Raw genomic sequence first — 13,492 nt, forward strand, 5'->3', positions numbered from 1 at the left:
CGAGGTTCGTCACCTTCAACTTCGTCCCCACCGGGAACGTCCCACTACTCGCCGCCGGCGCACCCCCTTCACCCGACAACGTCACCGTCGACCCCGGACACACCACCTCCCCACTGGCCGGCGGCACCTGCACACCCGCCGCCCCAGGAGCACCGGAAGCACCGGACGCCGCACCGGCCGACGCGTCAGGACCCGACACCCGCTCGATGCGCGCCCGCCGGATCAGGTTCTTGCCCGGCTCCCGCACCTGCTCGAAAGCCGCATTGTTCAGCAGCGCACAACTACCCGACGGACCACTCACCGTCACCGTCGTCGCCTTGCCGTTGTCGAGGTTCGTCACCTTCAACTTCGTCCCCACCGGGAACGTCCCACTACTCGCCGCCGGCGCACCCCCTTCACCCGACAACGTCACCGTCGACCCCTTGCACACGACCTCGGGGACGGCGGCGTTGCCGGTCGCCATCGTGACAACGGCCCCTCCGACCGCCATCGTTCCCGCGACCACAGAGAGCACGAGCTTCTTCTTCAGACTCATCGTCCGCTTCCTGGACACTGACACTCCTCGATCGATGGACCTCCCACCTCCACGCTCTGGATACGGCCGGCGCCGCTCGCGAGTTCAGCCCGGTTCAGCCCCGTCACCGCCCGACGAGTTCGGCCATGAGGAGCCTCGGGGCACTCCGCGGACACACCGCGCAGCCCCTCGGCTCCTCGATGACGCACAAAAAGGCAGGTCACAGCCCCTGGTCCGCCGGGGAAGGCCGTGCATGCGGCGCTCACACCCGCGGTTCCCACCACCGCTGGGGCAGCGAGTCCGCAGACAGCCTTAAGGTCCCGTTGATCCGGCCTTAACCAACCCGGCGCGGCGGACCGCAGCCCACGGGGTCACTTGCAGAAGACCTCTTTGGCCGCGGCCGCACCCTTCTTCCAGCCGTCGGAGAACGCGTTGTTCGCCGACGCCGGGGGCTTGGCGCCGCAGTCGGCCCGTAGCGCGTCCCAGCCCGAGGTGACTCCGGCCTTGTACGAGGTGCCGGGTGTGGCGGCGGGCGCCGGTCCCCCGGTGCAGGCCGTGGTGCGGCCGCCCTGTGTCACCGCGTACCTGTCGTCCGGCTTGCTGCCGATCCGGAAGGCACCGCCGTCCGGAACGTTGAAGGAGGTGGTGGCTGCGCTCGGCGAGGACAGCAGGGCCCGTCCCGGCGTGAACCCCTCCCCCGAGATGCTCACTCGCCCCGCCGAGTCGGCGGCGGACACGGTGCAGGTTGCGGCAGGCGCGACGCGGGACTGGGCGAACGCCGCCGCCGTCGGCACCGCAACGGGCGCCGAGACGCCCAGGGCGATCAGAGCGGCAGCCGCGCTGGTGCGCGCACGTCGGTGCATGGCACTTCTCCTCGTCGGGGCTCCTGGTCACAGCGCAGGCTGGTGGACCGGTCACACCGCGGGCGTGTGCGCCACCGCGGTCGCGCGCCCGGCATGGTCCGGCAACCGCCGGAGTCGCCGACGGGCGCGTGCTGACTGATGCTGCCTTCGCGCTGAACGGCCGTAACGGCTCCATGGTCCCCCGCCGGTTTCGGAATGTCGACTGGACGGGGGGCCCAGGGCGGTCGGCGTCGAGCCGGAGGAACGCGGCCGGCGAACACTCCGGGCATCCACCGCATCGTGTTCGCCGTCGACGACATCGAGGACGTCCCCGGGCCGTCAGCTGCCCGAGAGGGCCCGGCGCAGCGTGGACACGGCCAGGTCGATGGCGGCCTGGGCGCCGCGCGTCTCCCGCAGGGCGTTGAGCATCACGAAGTCGTGGATGACGCCCTGGCAGCGGACCGCGGCGACGGGGACGCCGGCGGTGCGCAGCTTGTTCGCGTACGCCTCGCCCTCGTCGCGCAGGACGTCGGCCTCGGCGGTGATGACCAGCGCGGGCGGGAGCCCGGCGAGCTGCTCCGTGGTGGCGCGCAGCGGGGAGGCGGTGATCAGGGCGCGTTCGGCCTCGTCGGTCGTGTACTGGTCCCAGAACCACTGCATGCCGTCGCGGCGCAGGAAGTAACCCTCGGCGAACTGGTGGTAGGAGCCGGTGTCGAAGGAGGCGTCGGTGACCGGGTAGAAGAGGACCTGGTGGGCCAGCGGCAGGCCACCGCGTTCCTTCGCCATGAGGGTCAGGGCGATGCTCATGTTGCCGCCGACGGAGTCACCGGCCACGGCGATCCGGCTGGCGTCCAGGTGGTGGGCGGCACCGTCGGTGACGACCCAGCGGGCCACCGTCCAGTTCTGCTCGATGGCCACGGGGTAGCGGTGCTCGGGCGAGAGGGCGTACTCCGGGAAGACGACGGCCGCCCCGGCGCCGACGGCGAGCTCGCGTACGAGCCGGTCGTGGGTGTGAGCGTTGCCGAACACCCAGCCCGCGCCGTGGATGTAGACGACCACGGGAAGCTCCGCTCCCGCCGTCCCGGCAGGGCGGACGATCCGGGCGCGGACCGAACCGGTGGGCCCGCCGTCGACGGTCACCCACTCCTCGTCCACCTCGGGCTTGGCGATCTCGCCGGACTGGACCTCGTCGACCGCCTTGCGGCCCTCGGACGGCGGCATGTCGAACAGGAACGGCGGCTTCGCCGAGTCATCGGCGAATGCGGCCGCGGCCGCCTCCAGGACGGGCGTGGCGGGTACGGGTGCGGCTTCGGTCATGATGCGACTCCTCGCATGGTCGACGGCGTGGGTGTGCGCCCCGCAGGGACGGCAATCGGACCGCGCGCCGCCGCGGGGGCCGACTGGTTCGCCCCCATGCGTACGGCCTCGCCCCGGGGCGCACGACCAGTCACGCGCACACGGCGCGGCGCATCCCCCGCACGGGCTACGAGGAGGGTCCACCGCACGAGTGATGCGCTTCCTCGGCTGCCCCCGGGAGAGCCGGTGCAGCGTGGAGCGCACACCGGCCCGGCTCGACTCGGCTGGTGCCGGGCCCCGTCCTCAAAGGGCCCGCCGAGCAGCTCGGTTGACGATGGTGATCACCGTATGATTGGGGAGGAACGAATCAACGGCAGGGGGGCCGATGACATTCCGACGGGACGCCGGTCCGGCCGCCGCCGACGGCGGGGCGGCAGCACCCCGGTCCGGTGGCGCCTGGGACTCGACGCTGTCGGCCGAGGAGTTCGCGGCGGTCACGGGCGCCGGTTTCGACCCGGTCGGGCAGGTCCTCGGCACGGCCGTCTTCGACCGCGGGTACGGCGGCCTGTGGGGCTGCCCGGGCGCGTGGTCGGTCACGGACGGCAGGAAGGTGCCGTCCTCGGCGTGGGGCGCGTCCCTCTCGACGCTGGTGAGGACGGTGTACGCGGCGCGCGGGCTGGCGGTCTCCCGCGCGGTGGCCGAGTGCCGGGCGCTCGGCGGCGACGGGATCGTCGGGGTGGAACTGCGGTTCGAGGCGTTCCCCTCCGGTGGAACCGAGTTCACCGTGCTGGGCACCGCGGTCCGGGCCCGCTCCCGCATTCGGCCGCGCGCGCCCTTCACGTCGCACCTGGGCGGCCAGGACTTCGCCAAGCTCCTCCACGCGGGATGGGTTCCGACGGGACTCGCCTTCGGCATCGCCGTCGAAGCCCGGCACGACGACTGGCGGACCAACCGCCGCACGCCCTGGACCGCCGAGAACCAGGAGGTCGACGGCCACACCCTGCTGCTCGAACACGTCCGCCACAGTGCCCGGAGGCAACTGGCCCTCGAAGCGGCGAAGCACGGTGGCGACGGGGTGGTGGTGAGCGAGGTGGAGCTCCAGGTGGAGGAGATCGAGTGCCCCAACTTCGGTTACGGGCGCGACTTCACGGTGGAAGCGGTCTTCACCGGCACCACCATCGCCCGGTTCGGTCGCTCCGAGCGACCCACCGGCCCCCGGCCACTGACCATCATGAGACTGGAGCGCGAGCGCTGACATGACCGATCGAACAGGACAGGAACGGGCCGCGGAGGGCGTGCCCGAGGACGCGATGCGGCGGCTCGCGCAGCTTCGGCCGGGCGAGAAGGGCTCGCTCTTCACGTCCGACCTGACGGTGAACGAGTTCCTGCTGGTGCGCGAGGCCGGTTTCCGCCCGCTCGGCTTGGTCCTCGGCTCCTCGGTCTACCACGTGGGCTTCCAGCTCGGCCGGTGGTCGAAGAACCAGGAGCTCACCAAGCTGTCGCAGGCCATGTACCACGCGCGCGAGCTGGCGATGGGCCGGATGGAGGCGGAGGCGAGCGCCCTGGGAGCGGACGGGATCGTGGGGGTGCGGCTGGACATCGAGTTCAAGGAGTTCGGCTCGGACATCGCCGAGTTCATCGCCGTCGGCACGGCAGTGAAGGCGGACGGCGCGGACCCGGGGCCGGGCGGGACCTGGCTCAACAACAAGGGGAAGCCGTTCACCTCGGACCTGTCCGGCCAGGACTTCTGGACACTGGTCCGGGCCGGATACGCGCCGCTGGACATGGTGATGGGGTCGTGCGTCTACCACGTGGCGCACCAGCGCTTCGCGCAGGTGCTGGGCAACGCCGGCCGCAACGTCGAGATCGAGCCGTTCACCCAGGCGCTCTACGATGCGCGGGAGCTGGCGATGAGCCGCATGCAGGCGGAGGCGCAAGCCCTGGAGGCCGAGGGGATCGTGGCGGTCCAGCTGAGGCAGCACTCGCACTCCTGGGGGTCGCACACCACGGAGTTCTTCGCCATCGGCACGGCGGTGCGCCCCCTGCGCGACGACCACGTCATCGACCGGCCGACGATGGTGATGAGCCTCGATGCCTGAGCGGGACGTGGCGTTGCTGGCCGCGGCGTTGCGTCGGGACAGCGCGGACCTGAACCTGTACGTCGGCGTGCTGTCGGCGAACCTGGCGGACTCGCTGCCGGCCGGGAGCGTACGGGTCGGGCGCCGCCGTTCCGTCGCGGACCGGCTCGCCGGGCGCGAGGGCTCGGTCGCCGAGCTGGACGTCGTCCTCGGGGAGCAGCGGCTGTCGCTGCGGGTGGACCGGGGGCGGGTGACCGGCGAGATCAGCCACGAGGTCCGCGGCATCGTGCTGTCCCGGCGCCCGGTGGGCGTGGACGGGTGGATCGACGCCCTGGCCCGGTGCCTGGCCGAGGAGGCGGCTTCGAACGCCCGCGCCCGCGAGGCCGTCGAGCGCTGGCTGACCTGACCACGGCCGTGCCCCGCCCGCCGGCCGTGCGGACGGCGCGCCCGGTCAGGTGTGCACCGGGAACGCCGACTGGAACGCCAGGCGGTGGCCGGCGTCCGCCCCGAGCCGGGTGAGCAGGTCGTCGAGCGCGAGGTACTCCTCCCAGGGCTCCCGCCGTGTCGCCGCGGCCAGGGCCCTGACGAGCCTGTCTTCGAGTTCCGGGACGCGTTTGTCCTTCCACACCTTGTCGGCCGTGCTCACCAGGAGGTCCTCCACCGTCACCGCGGGTTCGTCCCAGCAGGCGTGGGTGGCGGCGAACCGGGCCAGGGCGGGCGGGAATCCGCGGCTCAGCAGGAGGTCACGGCCGGCTTCCTCGTGTGCCGAGCCGGGCCCGGCGAGCTCCTCGGGGTGCAGGGTCTTGCCCACGTCATGCGTCGCCGCGCCGAAGAGTACGCCGTCGCGGTCGACGGCCAGGTCCGGGTAGCGGTCCCGTACCCAGTCGACCAGTTCGACGGCGACGTCGTGAACGGCGCGCAGGTGCGCCGCCAGCCTTGGCGGGGCGTCCAGGGAGCGCAGGAGTTCCGCCACCACGGGCGGCAGCGGCCGCACAGGGGGCTCCCCCGGGGCTTCGAGGGCACGCGTCAAGGAGTCCGTGGGCATCGTGGTCATCCCGCAGACGTTACTCCCACCGGCGGTCAGTCATTCGTCCTTCGATATGCGCGCCAGTTGGACTACTGCCGGAATCGACTCAACGAGTGGCTTTACCGGGACCCGGTCGGCGTGCTGCGGCGCCGCTCCCAACCGGCCCTGTATGCCTGCAACGTCACGCGAGGCGTTGGGAGGCAGGACATGGTGTTCGAGCGAAGGAAGTTCCTCATGGCCGGGGCCGTGGGCGGGGCGGCCATGCTCCCGCGGGGAGTTGTGGGAACACCGGCCCACGCGTCGCCGACTCCACCGGGCCATGGAAGGGCGTCTGCGGACACCCCGATTCCGCAGACGCCGCCGCTGGAGAAGTACGTCGACCCGCTGCCCAGGCCCCTCACGGCCGTTCCGGATCCGTCCGTCTACCCGGGCGCCGACTACTACGAGGTCACGATGCGGCCGGGCTCGTGGCGCTTCCACCGGGATCTCGGTCCGGCGACCGTGTGGGGTTACTGGGCTGCGAACCCGCACGACCGGCACGATGCGATCGGCATGGGCTATCTGGGGCCGACCATCAACGTGACCAGGGACCACCCGACGGTCGTCAAGTGGCGCAACCGGCTGCCGACCACCCATCTGTTCCAGTTCGTGATCGACGCCATCCGCAGCGGGGACCCCCAGCTCACCCCGATCGCTCCGCCTCCCTACGAGAGCAAGCAGCCGTTCCCGCCGAACGTCAACGTGTGGAACGTCGTCCACCAGCACGGCGGTTTCACCGCACCGCAGTCCGACGGCATGCCGCTGCACTCCTTCAGCCCGGACGGGATCCACGCCGAGGCCTACACCACCCTGGACCCGGGCCGGACCAAGCCCAACGAGGCGATCTGCGCCTACACCAACCACGAGCGTTCGTGCCTGCTCTGGTACCATGACCACGGCATGGGGATGACCAGCGTCAACGTGTACGCGGGCCTGGCCGGTCTCTACGTCGTCCGCGATCCCGCCGACGAGCGGCTCGGGCTGCCGCGGGGCGAGCACGAGGTCCCCCTCATCCTGCAGGACCGGACCTTCAACCCGGACGGCTCGCTCGCCTACACCATGACGCTGAGGGAGGGCGAGGACACCCCGGTCGTCAACGGGAAGGCGTACCCCTTCCTGGCCGTCGAGCCGCGACGCTACCGGCTGCGCGTCCTCAACGCCTCGAACGAGCGTTTCTGGCGGCTGCGGTTCGACGTCCCCAGCGACGTACTGCCGCAGCCCACGCTGCCGTTCTGGCTGATCGGCACCGACGGCGGCTTCCGTACTCCGCTGCAGATGCTGAACTTCCTGATCGCACCGGCCGAGCGGTACGACCTGATCGTCGACTTCAGGGAGCTGCCCCTGGGCACGAACGTCACGTTGACGAACTACAACGCGCCGGTCCACTTCCCCGGCGGCGGCGGACCGGAGATCTCGGGAGTCATGCAGTTCCAGGTCACCAAGCGGTTGTCCGGGCCTCGGGACAGGACGACGCCGCCCAGGGAACTCAAGCTGCCGACGGCCGTGCCCGTCGAGCCGGAACCCCACACCCGCCGGCGGGAATGGGTGCTCTACCAGCACCAGCTGTTCGGCACCATGACGTTCAACGCGGTGCCGTTCATGGAGCCGTCCCAGGACTTCATCGAGGCGGGTTCGACCGAGATCTGGGAGTTCGTCAACCCCAACCACGACGCGCACCCGATGCACGTCCACCTCGTCAACTTCCAGGTGCTCAACAGGCAGCCGATCGACGCGGCCGCCTACCAGGCGGACTACGAGAGGTGGCTGGAGGGTGGCCGCAAGCCGGAGGACCGGCCGGTGCTGGCGAGGTACTTCACCGGCCCGCCGGTTCCGCCGGACCCGGACGAGGCACGGTGCGACAAGGACACCGTCAAGTCCTATCCGGAGACGGTGACCAGGATCATCATCCAGGAATTCACCCCGCCGACGGACACGATCGCGTCGATCCCGAAGAGCGGCACCGAGTACCCGGCGGAATACGTCCACCACTGCCACATCCTCGAACACGAGGACGACGACCTGATGCGCCCGTGGACGATCGTCGCTCCCGGCGACCAGGGCGGCGCCCACCAGGGCGGCGGCAACGGGCGCGGCCACGGCCGCTGACGGGATCGACCGACCTGCGCGTGCCGGACGACCCGCGGGGTGTGCTCCCGCGGGCCGTCCGTCGGTCGTCTGCCGTGTGTCGGGCGGGCGTCAGGCGGCGGTCAGGGCCTCCAGGGCCGCGACCGTTTCGGCCGGGCTCGGCAGGGCGTCGTTCTCCGCCCGGAGGCGGCCGGCGGCCTCGCGCAGGGCCGGGTCGGTGATGAGGCGGGTGAGGAGCGCGGCGTCCACCTCGTCGGAGGCGGAGCGGAGGGCGGCGCCGGTCGCGGTGAGGGCGTCGGCGTTGGTGAAGTGGTCGGCGCCCTGGGGCAGCAGGAGCTGGGGGAGGCCGGCCTGCAGGGCGGTGAGCAGGGTGCCGGAGCCGCCGTGGTGGATCAGCGCGTCGGAGGTGGTCAGCAGCTCGGCGAGCGGAACCCAGGGCAGCGGGCGGACGTTGTCCGGGAGGGTGCCGAGCGGGGCCAGGTCGGCGTCGCCCACGGCGAGCAGGAACTCGGCGTCCACCGAGGCCGCGGCCTCGATCAGGCGGACGATGGCGCGGACGCCGTCCATTTCGGTGAGCACGGTGCCCAGGGTGATCGCGACGCGCGGGCGATCGCCGCGGCGGAGGAGCTCGGCGGGGACGGTTCCGCCGCCGTTGTAGGGGAGGTAGCGCATCCGCAGGCCGCCCGGGTCCCCGCCGAGCGAGGCGGGGACGATGTCCAGCGCGGTGGGCGTGGCGGGGCCGGCGACCCCGTACGTCTCGTACGCCTCGGTGAAGTTGGCGGCGAGCCGGCGGACCATGTCGAGGCCGGAGGTGACGCCGAAGTTCTGGACCACCGACGGGATCTTGAGCTTGGCCGCGACCAGCGGGGCGGAGGCCTGGAAGGAGTCGTAGACCAGCAGGTCGGAGCCCCAGTTCTCGGCGGCCGCCAGAAGGCCGTCCACGGTGGGACGGGACAGGAGCGCGAAGCCGTGGGCCGCCCGGTCGAGGATCTGGTCCGAGGTCATGTCGGGGGCGACGTAGCGCACCTCTTCGCCGGTGGACTGCTCGAACACCTCCCGGATCGTACGGCCGTCGCCGATCTCGACGATCGGGAAACCGGCTTCGCGGAGCCGGTCCAGCGGCTGCGAGCCCGCGAACAGCACCTCGTGGCCGGCGGCGCGCAGCGCCTGCGCGGTGGGGATCATCGGGAAGAGGTGGCCGGCCGCTGCCGGTCCGGTGAAGAGTATGCGCACGTTGTCTCCTTGCCAATGGACTGCCGGTCCGGGACGGGCCGTGCGGGCCCGCGCCCGGTTCCCTTCGTTGAACTGGCCGGAAGGCAGGCTGTGTTCCCTCCGGAGCGTCGATAATCGGACGTTCTGGCCTGCGGGATGCGCGGGTTACCGGTGTCAGGCCGTGTACGTGTGCAGCACGTCGAGGTAGTGGCGGTCCCGGTGCGGGACGTGGTTGTCCCGGCCCGGGAGGCTGAAGACCGCGTAGACGCCGGCGGGTCGGGTGAGGATGCTGGACTGCTCGCCGAACGTGAGGGGCTCGTTGACGTGGTGCTCACAGCCTGCTCCGTCCAGGGCCGTGACGAGTTCCTCGCGGAGCACGGTGGCCTCGAACGACTCCGATGCGGGCAGGACGAGAGGGGGGAGGCGCGCCGTCGAACCGGGCCAGAGGTGGATCCAGATGCCGCTGACCGCCCGCTGCGTGACGTCCAGCTTGAGTCCGCCCCAGGAGTACGGATAGCCGTCGGTGTCGGGCCCCTTCATGATGATGACCGGGTGCGGACGACCCGGGCCGAGGAGGCTTTCGGCCTCGGTGAGGGGCATTCCGCAGTGCAGGGGGCCGATCCGGCCGGTGCGGGCGAAGTCGACGAGGACGTCCATCAAGGTCAGGGCGGTCACGGCTGTGACTGTGGCATGCCGGTGGGCGCCGTCGCACTTCGATTTGCGTGCTGAAGGTCGTCCCGTACGGGGCGGGGACCTGCGTGGGTTCCGCTCGGGGACGAGGCCTACGGCGTGCCGGGACGTTCGCGGCGAACCGCTGCTGCTCGGCGACGCGCGGCTCCAGTTGTTCGAGCATGGTGTCGAACGCGTCGGCGAGTTCCCGGAACTCGTCCTGGCGGCCTTCCATGCCGACCCGGTGGGACGGCGATCCGCTCCCCGCGTACCCGCCGCGGCCGTGATACGGGTGAGGGGTGCGAGCATCCTGCCGGCGAGGATCCGACCCCCGACGAGGCCGAACACGAGCAGGAACCCCATCGCCACGGCTGCGGCGGGGGCGAAGGCGCGCACGAGGAGGTAGCGGTTGGGCGAGATCCCGAGCAGGCCCTGGGAGGTGTCGGGTACGTAGCGCAGCAGGAACCCCCACACCACGGCCAGTAGGAGGGCGCCGGCGACGGCGAGGAACCCGGCATAGCTGAGGGTGAGTTCCAGTCGGGCGCTGAGGCTGAGCCCTGGGCGTCGGCGTCTACGCATGCCTGCGGCCGGGACGGCCGGTGTCGGGGCTGCTGTCGGGGCCGGCGTCGATGCGGTAGCCGACGCCCGGCACCGTGGCGGTGATCCATGGTTCGCGGAGCCGTTTACGCAGGGCGGAGACGGTGATGCGGACGGCGTTGGTGAAGGGGTCGGCGTTCCCGTCCCAGGCCCGCTCCAGCAGCTCTTCGGTGCTGACGACCCCGCCTTCGGCCGCGACGAGGACTTCGAGCGCCGCGAACTGCTTGCGGGTGAGCGCGACGTAGCGTCCGTCGCGGAAGACCTCCCGGCGGAAGGGGTCGAGGCGCAGGTCCGCGATCTCCCGGACCGGCGGCCGGGCGTAGGCGCGCCTGCGGTCAGCCGGCGTATGCGAAGACCCGTACGCACCGGACACACGACTCACCCCGCCGACGCCGGCGCCGGTGGCGCTGCCGCTGCCGCTGCCGGCTCGGCGCCGGGGTGGTCCGACGGCGCTCCCCCCCGCGGTGCGCACCAGCGGCGCGACGCCAGCGCGGCCCACACGTCGCCGGTGGCGTCGACCGGGACGTCGTCCACGGACGACACCCGGTCGAGCCGCCGGACGTACGGTGCGGTTTCGACCAGGATCGAGCAGCCCGCCCCGAGCGCCAGGATCCGCGGCAAGGATGCCAGCGCCGCGAACCGCATCGGCGCGAAGAACCCCAGCGCCGCGAAGACCAGCAGGTTGCCGACGATCCCGCCCGACCCCATGGTGAGCAGGTCCCGCAGCGGTACCGCACTCACGCGGCCGGGAACGGTGCCGGCCCCGCCGCCCGGCATCAGGGTCATCGAGAGGAGGGGAACGGCACCGTCCCGTGGACCATGCCCACCTCGGCCGACGCCGTCCGCCACGCCGCTGCGACGCCGGCGGCACGCCGACGGAGCGCCAGGGCCCCCACCACCAGTGCGGCCAACGGCAGTGCGACCAACGTCATGAGCACCACACCGTTGAACGTGTCGAAGCAGCCGTGCCACCGCCCGGCCATGCACCTCGGAGCGGACATCATGAGCGGCCGCCGCACGGCGAACACGGCGCCCGCCGTGCCGAGGACCGCCAGTCCGAGGAGCACGGCCCTGCGCGTGCGGCGGGGCGGTGCAGCCAGGGGGGTGCTGTGGGTCATGCCCCCCCGTTGGAGGCGGGAGGCGGTTGCCGTGGCGTATGCGATTTTCGATACGCCCGCGGTACGCGCCGAGGCCGCCCCGCCGCCCCCCGCCCCTTTCCGGGGCCGTCAGCTCCGGGCGACGTCCTTGACGAACACGAGCCCGTCGACGCCCGCCAGGTGGGCCGGGTCGAAGGGGGCGTAGCCGAACCAGGGGGAGACGCGGGGCGCGGGGCGTGCATCGCCGAGGGCGGTGGCGAGCCGCCGGGCGTCGACGACGTGGTGGTTCTCGGGGAGCGTGTACAGGAGGCCTTCGAGGGTGTCCGGCGGGGGCGTGTCCACCCCCTGGTGCCGGAGGGTGCCGAGGGCCGTGGCGACGAACGCGTACTGCGTGCCGAGCCGGGCGCTCACCAGCGCACCGGCGCTCCACCACCGGAGCGGTTTCCCGCCCATCCTCATCGTGCTCTTCTCGCGCTGGAGGTGGGCGTTGTGGGAGTGGACGAGTGCGGGGCCGCGGTCGGCGAGGGCGAGGAGGTTCCGGGCCATCATCTGGTCCCGGACGCCCACGAGCCGGGTCATGCGGGCGGGTGAGGTGTCGGCCATCGAGGAGTGGTAGCGCAGCAGGCCGGTGGCGGTGCGCGCGTAGAGGCGCGCCCGGTCCCAGTCGTCCCGTGAGGTCGCGGCGAGCAGGTGCGGCGTGTGTTCGTCGAGCAGGGACGACAGGTCGTCGGCGAGCAGGCGCAGCCGGCCGGCCTCGACGGACCGTCCCGCGGACCGGGAGGGGTCCCTCATCGCGGCGGGATCGGTCCACCGGTCGTCGGGGCCGAGCAGGAGGTCGAGTGCTTCCGCGGTGCAGGGGAGCAGCTCCGCGTCGACGTGGGCCGCGAGGTAGCCGTGGAGTGCGGTGAGGGCCTGGCGGGGGCTCGCGGCGGCGGTGATCTCCAGCGGGCCGTCGAAACCGGCGAAGCGGAGCCGTTCGGACGCGGGCCTGCCTTCGTTGTGGGCGCGCATCCAGCGCACGAGCTCGCGGTTGGCCGCGGAGGTGCCCCAGCCGTGGCTGATCCCGTGCTCCACGACCTCGTCGAGGTCGCCCGTGCCGGTGGTGACGTAGTCGTCCACCGCCAGGGCCGCCATGCAGTCGCTCTCGATCGCGATCGTCCGGTAGCCCTCCTGCTCGACGAGCTGCCGGAAGAGCTGGTTGCGGAGGTCCAGGAGGGCGTCCTCGCCGTGGGTGGGCTCGCCCAGGGCGAGCAGGCGGGGCCGGGCCGGGAGAAGCCCCATGACGGCGGCGGCGTCGACGGTACGGGCCGTGTCCTTGATGTCGGTAGCCATGCCCTCAACGCTATCGTTGAAGCTTCGGTTGAAGCTTTCTCGCGATTTCGGCGGACGGGCGGGGCAAAACCCTCAAGTACGGGGCGCCGCTGGCCGGCTGGCCCGCCGCGCGGGGACGGCCGCCGTCGCCACGTTCGAGGCGTACCGGCTCGTCATTGGCCCCGCGGCGTGTGCGCGTGTCAGGCGGTGGTGAACACGAGGCTGACGTTGTGCCCGCCGAAGCCGAAGGAGTTGGCCAATACCGCCGACCACCGGCCCGTACGCACCTCCCCCGCCACCACGTCCAGCTCGACGTGCGGATCGAGTTCCTCCAGGTTGCGCGTGGGCGGCACGGCACCGTCCCTGAGCGCGAGCAGCGCGGCCAGCGCGCCGACGGCTCCGGACGCGCCGAGCATGTGGCCGGTCATCGACTTGGTGGCCGTCACCGCCGCGTGGCCGCCGACGGCACGGGCGATCGCCTCGGTCTCGGCCAGGTCGCCCGATGCGGTGGAGGTGGCGTGGGCGTGCACGACGCCGATGTCCCGCGGGGCCCACGCCGGCGTCCCGCAGCGCCTGCTCGATGGCGAAGACCTGGCCGTCGGCATCGGAGGCCGTGATGTGGTGGGCGCTGGAGCTCACGGCGTTGCCCGCCAGCGCACCGTGCGTCCGCGCGCCACGGGTCCGGGCGAACTCCGGGCGTTCGAGGACCATCATCCCGGCGCCTT

The 13,492-nt window shown here is 72.1% G+C and carries 12 protein-coding genes and 3 pseudogenes; 4 read left to right on the forward strand and 11 right to left on the reverse strand.

What is annotated here, in order from left to right; all coding sequences use genetic code 11:
* The 3 genes from ACZ4VL_RS25205 to ACZ4VL_RS25215 all read right to left on the reverse strand — a co-directional run.
* A partial coding sequence (locus tag ACZ4VL_RS25205; protein WP_468204093.1) for an RlpA-like double-psi beta-barrel domain-containing protein occupies positions 1-535 on the reverse strand: 535 nt, incomplete at its 3' end.
* Positions 536-885: 350 nt separating this feature from the next.
* The gene (locus ACZ4VL_RS25210) at positions 886-1,377 is read right to left on the reverse strand and encodes a hypothetical protein (RefSeq protein WP_468204095.1); all 492 of its coding nucleotides are present in this window, start codon (positions 1,375-1,377) and stop codon (positions 886-888) included.
* Between the two features lie 318 nt (positions 1,378-1,695).
* Complete coding sequence (locus ACZ4VL_RS25215; protein WP_468204097.1) at positions 1,696-2,673, reverse strand: alpha/beta hydrolase; 978 nt, start codon at positions 2,671-2,673, stop codon at positions 1,696-1,698.
* A 364-nt stretch (positions 2,674-3,037) separates the two neighbouring features.
* Here ACZ4VL_RS25215 and ACZ4VL_RS25220 point away from each other — a divergent pair, with 364 nt between their 5' ends.
* Genes ACZ4VL_RS25220 through ACZ4VL_RS25230 form a run of 3 tightly spaced genes read left to right on the forward strand, consistent with a single transcriptional unit; the run spans position 3,038 to position 5,136 of the window.
* The gene (locus tag ACZ4VL_RS25220; protein ID WP_468204099.1) at positions 3,038-3,907 is read left to right on the forward strand and encodes a heavy metal-binding domain-containing protein; all 870 of its coding nucleotides are present in this window, start codon (positions 3,038-3,040) and stop codon (positions 3,905-3,907) included.
* 1 nt (position 3,908) lies between these two features.
* Positions 3,909-4,751, forward strand: a complete 843-nt coding sequence (locus tag ACZ4VL_RS25225) for a heavy metal-binding domain-containing protein (RefSeq protein WP_468204102.1) — start codon at positions 3,909-3,911, stop codon at positions 4,749-4,751.
* The gene (locus tag ACZ4VL_RS25230; RefSeq protein ID WP_468204104.1) at positions 4,744-5,136 is read left to right on the forward strand and encodes a hypothetical protein; all 393 of its coding nucleotides are present in this window, start codon (positions 4,744-4,746) and stop codon (positions 5,134-5,136) included. The genes ACZ4VL_RS25225 and ACZ4VL_RS25230 overlap by 8 nt, the downstream gene beginning before the upstream one ends.
* A 45-nt stretch (positions 5,137-5,181) precedes the next feature.
* Here the strand turns inward: ACZ4VL_RS25230 and ACZ4VL_RS25235 are convergent, their stop codons facing one another.
* A complete protein-coding gene (locus tag ACZ4VL_RS25235; protein WP_468204106.1) occupies positions 5,182-5,784 on the reverse strand; it encodes an HD domain-containing protein in 603 nt (200 codons plus the stop codon).
* A 180-nt stretch (positions 5,785-5,964) separates the two neighbouring features.
* Here ACZ4VL_RS25235 and ACZ4VL_RS25240 point away from each other — a divergent pair, with 180 nt between their 5' ends.
* The gene (locus ACZ4VL_RS25240; protein WP_468204107.1) at positions 5,965-7,902 is read left to right on the forward strand and encodes a multicopper oxidase family protein; all 1,938 of its coding nucleotides are present in this window, start codon (positions 5,965-5,967) and stop codon (positions 7,900-7,902) included.
* 90 nt (positions 7,903-7,992) lie between these two features.
* On the opposite strand, the gene ACZ4VL_RS25245 is transcribed toward ACZ4VL_RS25240, so the two are convergent.
* The 7 genes and pseudogenes from ACZ4VL_RS25245 to ACZ4VL_RS25275 form a co-directional block, all read right to left on the reverse strand.
* A complete protein-coding gene (locus tag ACZ4VL_RS25245) occupies positions 7,993-9,114 on the reverse strand; it encodes a nucleotide disphospho-sugar-binding domain-containing protein (protein ID WP_468204109.1) in 1,122 nt (373 codons plus the stop codon).
* A gap of 153 nt (positions 9,115-9,267) precedes the next feature.
* A complete protein-coding gene (locus tag ACZ4VL_RS25250; protein WP_468204111.1) occupies positions 9,268-9,471 on the reverse strand; it encodes a hypothetical protein in 204 nt (67 codons plus the stop codon).
* Between the two features lie 421 nt (positions 9,472-9,892).
* Positions 9,893-10,341 (reverse strand): annotated as a pseudogene (locus ACZ4VL_RS25255) (HAMP domain-containing protein); the annotation flags it as partial.
* A pseudogene (locus ACZ4VL_RS25260) lies at positions 10,334-10,696 on the reverse strand (winged helix-turn-helix domain-containing protein); the annotation flags it as partial. The pseudogenes ACZ4VL_RS25255 and ACZ4VL_RS25260, both read right to left, overlap by 8 nt.
* Positions 10,697-10,737: 41 nt before the next feature.
* Positions 10,738-11,477 (reverse strand): annotated as a pseudogene (locus ACZ4VL_RS25265) (VanZ family protein).
* A gap of 108 nt (positions 11,478-11,585) precedes the next feature.
* Positions 11,586-12,788, reverse strand: coding sequence for an erythromycin esterase family protein (locus ACZ4VL_RS25270; RefSeq protein WP_468204113.1), 1,203 nt, complete (start codon positions 12,786-12,788; stop codon positions 11,586-11,588).
* A 179-nt stretch (positions 12,789-12,967) separates the two neighbouring features.
* On the reverse strand, positions 12,968-13,297 hold the full coding sequence (locus ACZ4VL_RS25275) for a hypothetical protein (protein ID WP_468204115.1): 330 nt from the start codon (positions 13,295-13,297) through the stop codon (positions 12,968-12,970).
* Positions 13,298-13,492 lie beyond the last annotated feature (195 nt).

The sequence above is a fragment of the Streptomyces sp. NPDC029014 genome (assembly GCF_055564695.1).

Excerpts from the sequence above, each read along its gene's own strand:
- ACZ4VL_RS25210 (WP_468204095.1), bottom strand. The coding sequence starts at position 1,377 with ATGCACCGACGTGCGCGCACCAGCGCGGCTGCCGCTCTGATCGCCCTG.
- ACZ4VL_RS25215 (WP_468204097.1), bottom strand. The coding sequence starts at position 2,673 with ATGACCGAAGCCGCACCCGTACCCGCCACGCCCGTCCTGGAGGCGGCC.
- ACZ4VL_RS25220 (WP_468204099.1), top strand. The coding sequence starts at position 3,038 with ATGACATTCCGACGGGACGCCGGTCCGGCCGCCGCCGACGGCGGGGCG.
- ACZ4VL_RS25225 (WP_468204102.1), top strand. The coding sequence starts at position 3,909 with ATGACCGATCGAACAGGACAGGAACGGGCCGCGGAGGGCGTGCCCGAG.
- ACZ4VL_RS25230 (WP_468204104.1), top strand. The coding sequence starts at position 4,744 with ATGCCTGAGCGGGACGTGGCGTTGCTGGCCGCGGCGTTGCGTCGGGAC.
- ACZ4VL_RS25235 (WP_468204106.1), bottom strand. The coding sequence starts at position 5,784 with ATGACCACGATGCCCACGGACTCCTTGACGCGTGCCCTCGAAGCCCCG.
- ACZ4VL_RS25240 (WP_468204107.1), top strand. The coding sequence starts at position 5,965 with ATGGTGTTCGAGCGAAGGAAGTTCCTCATGGCCGGGGCCGTGGGCGGG.
- ACZ4VL_RS25270 (WP_468204113.1), bottom strand. The coding sequence starts at position 12,788 with ATGGCTACCGACATCAAGGACACGGCCCGTACCGTCGACGCCGCCGCC.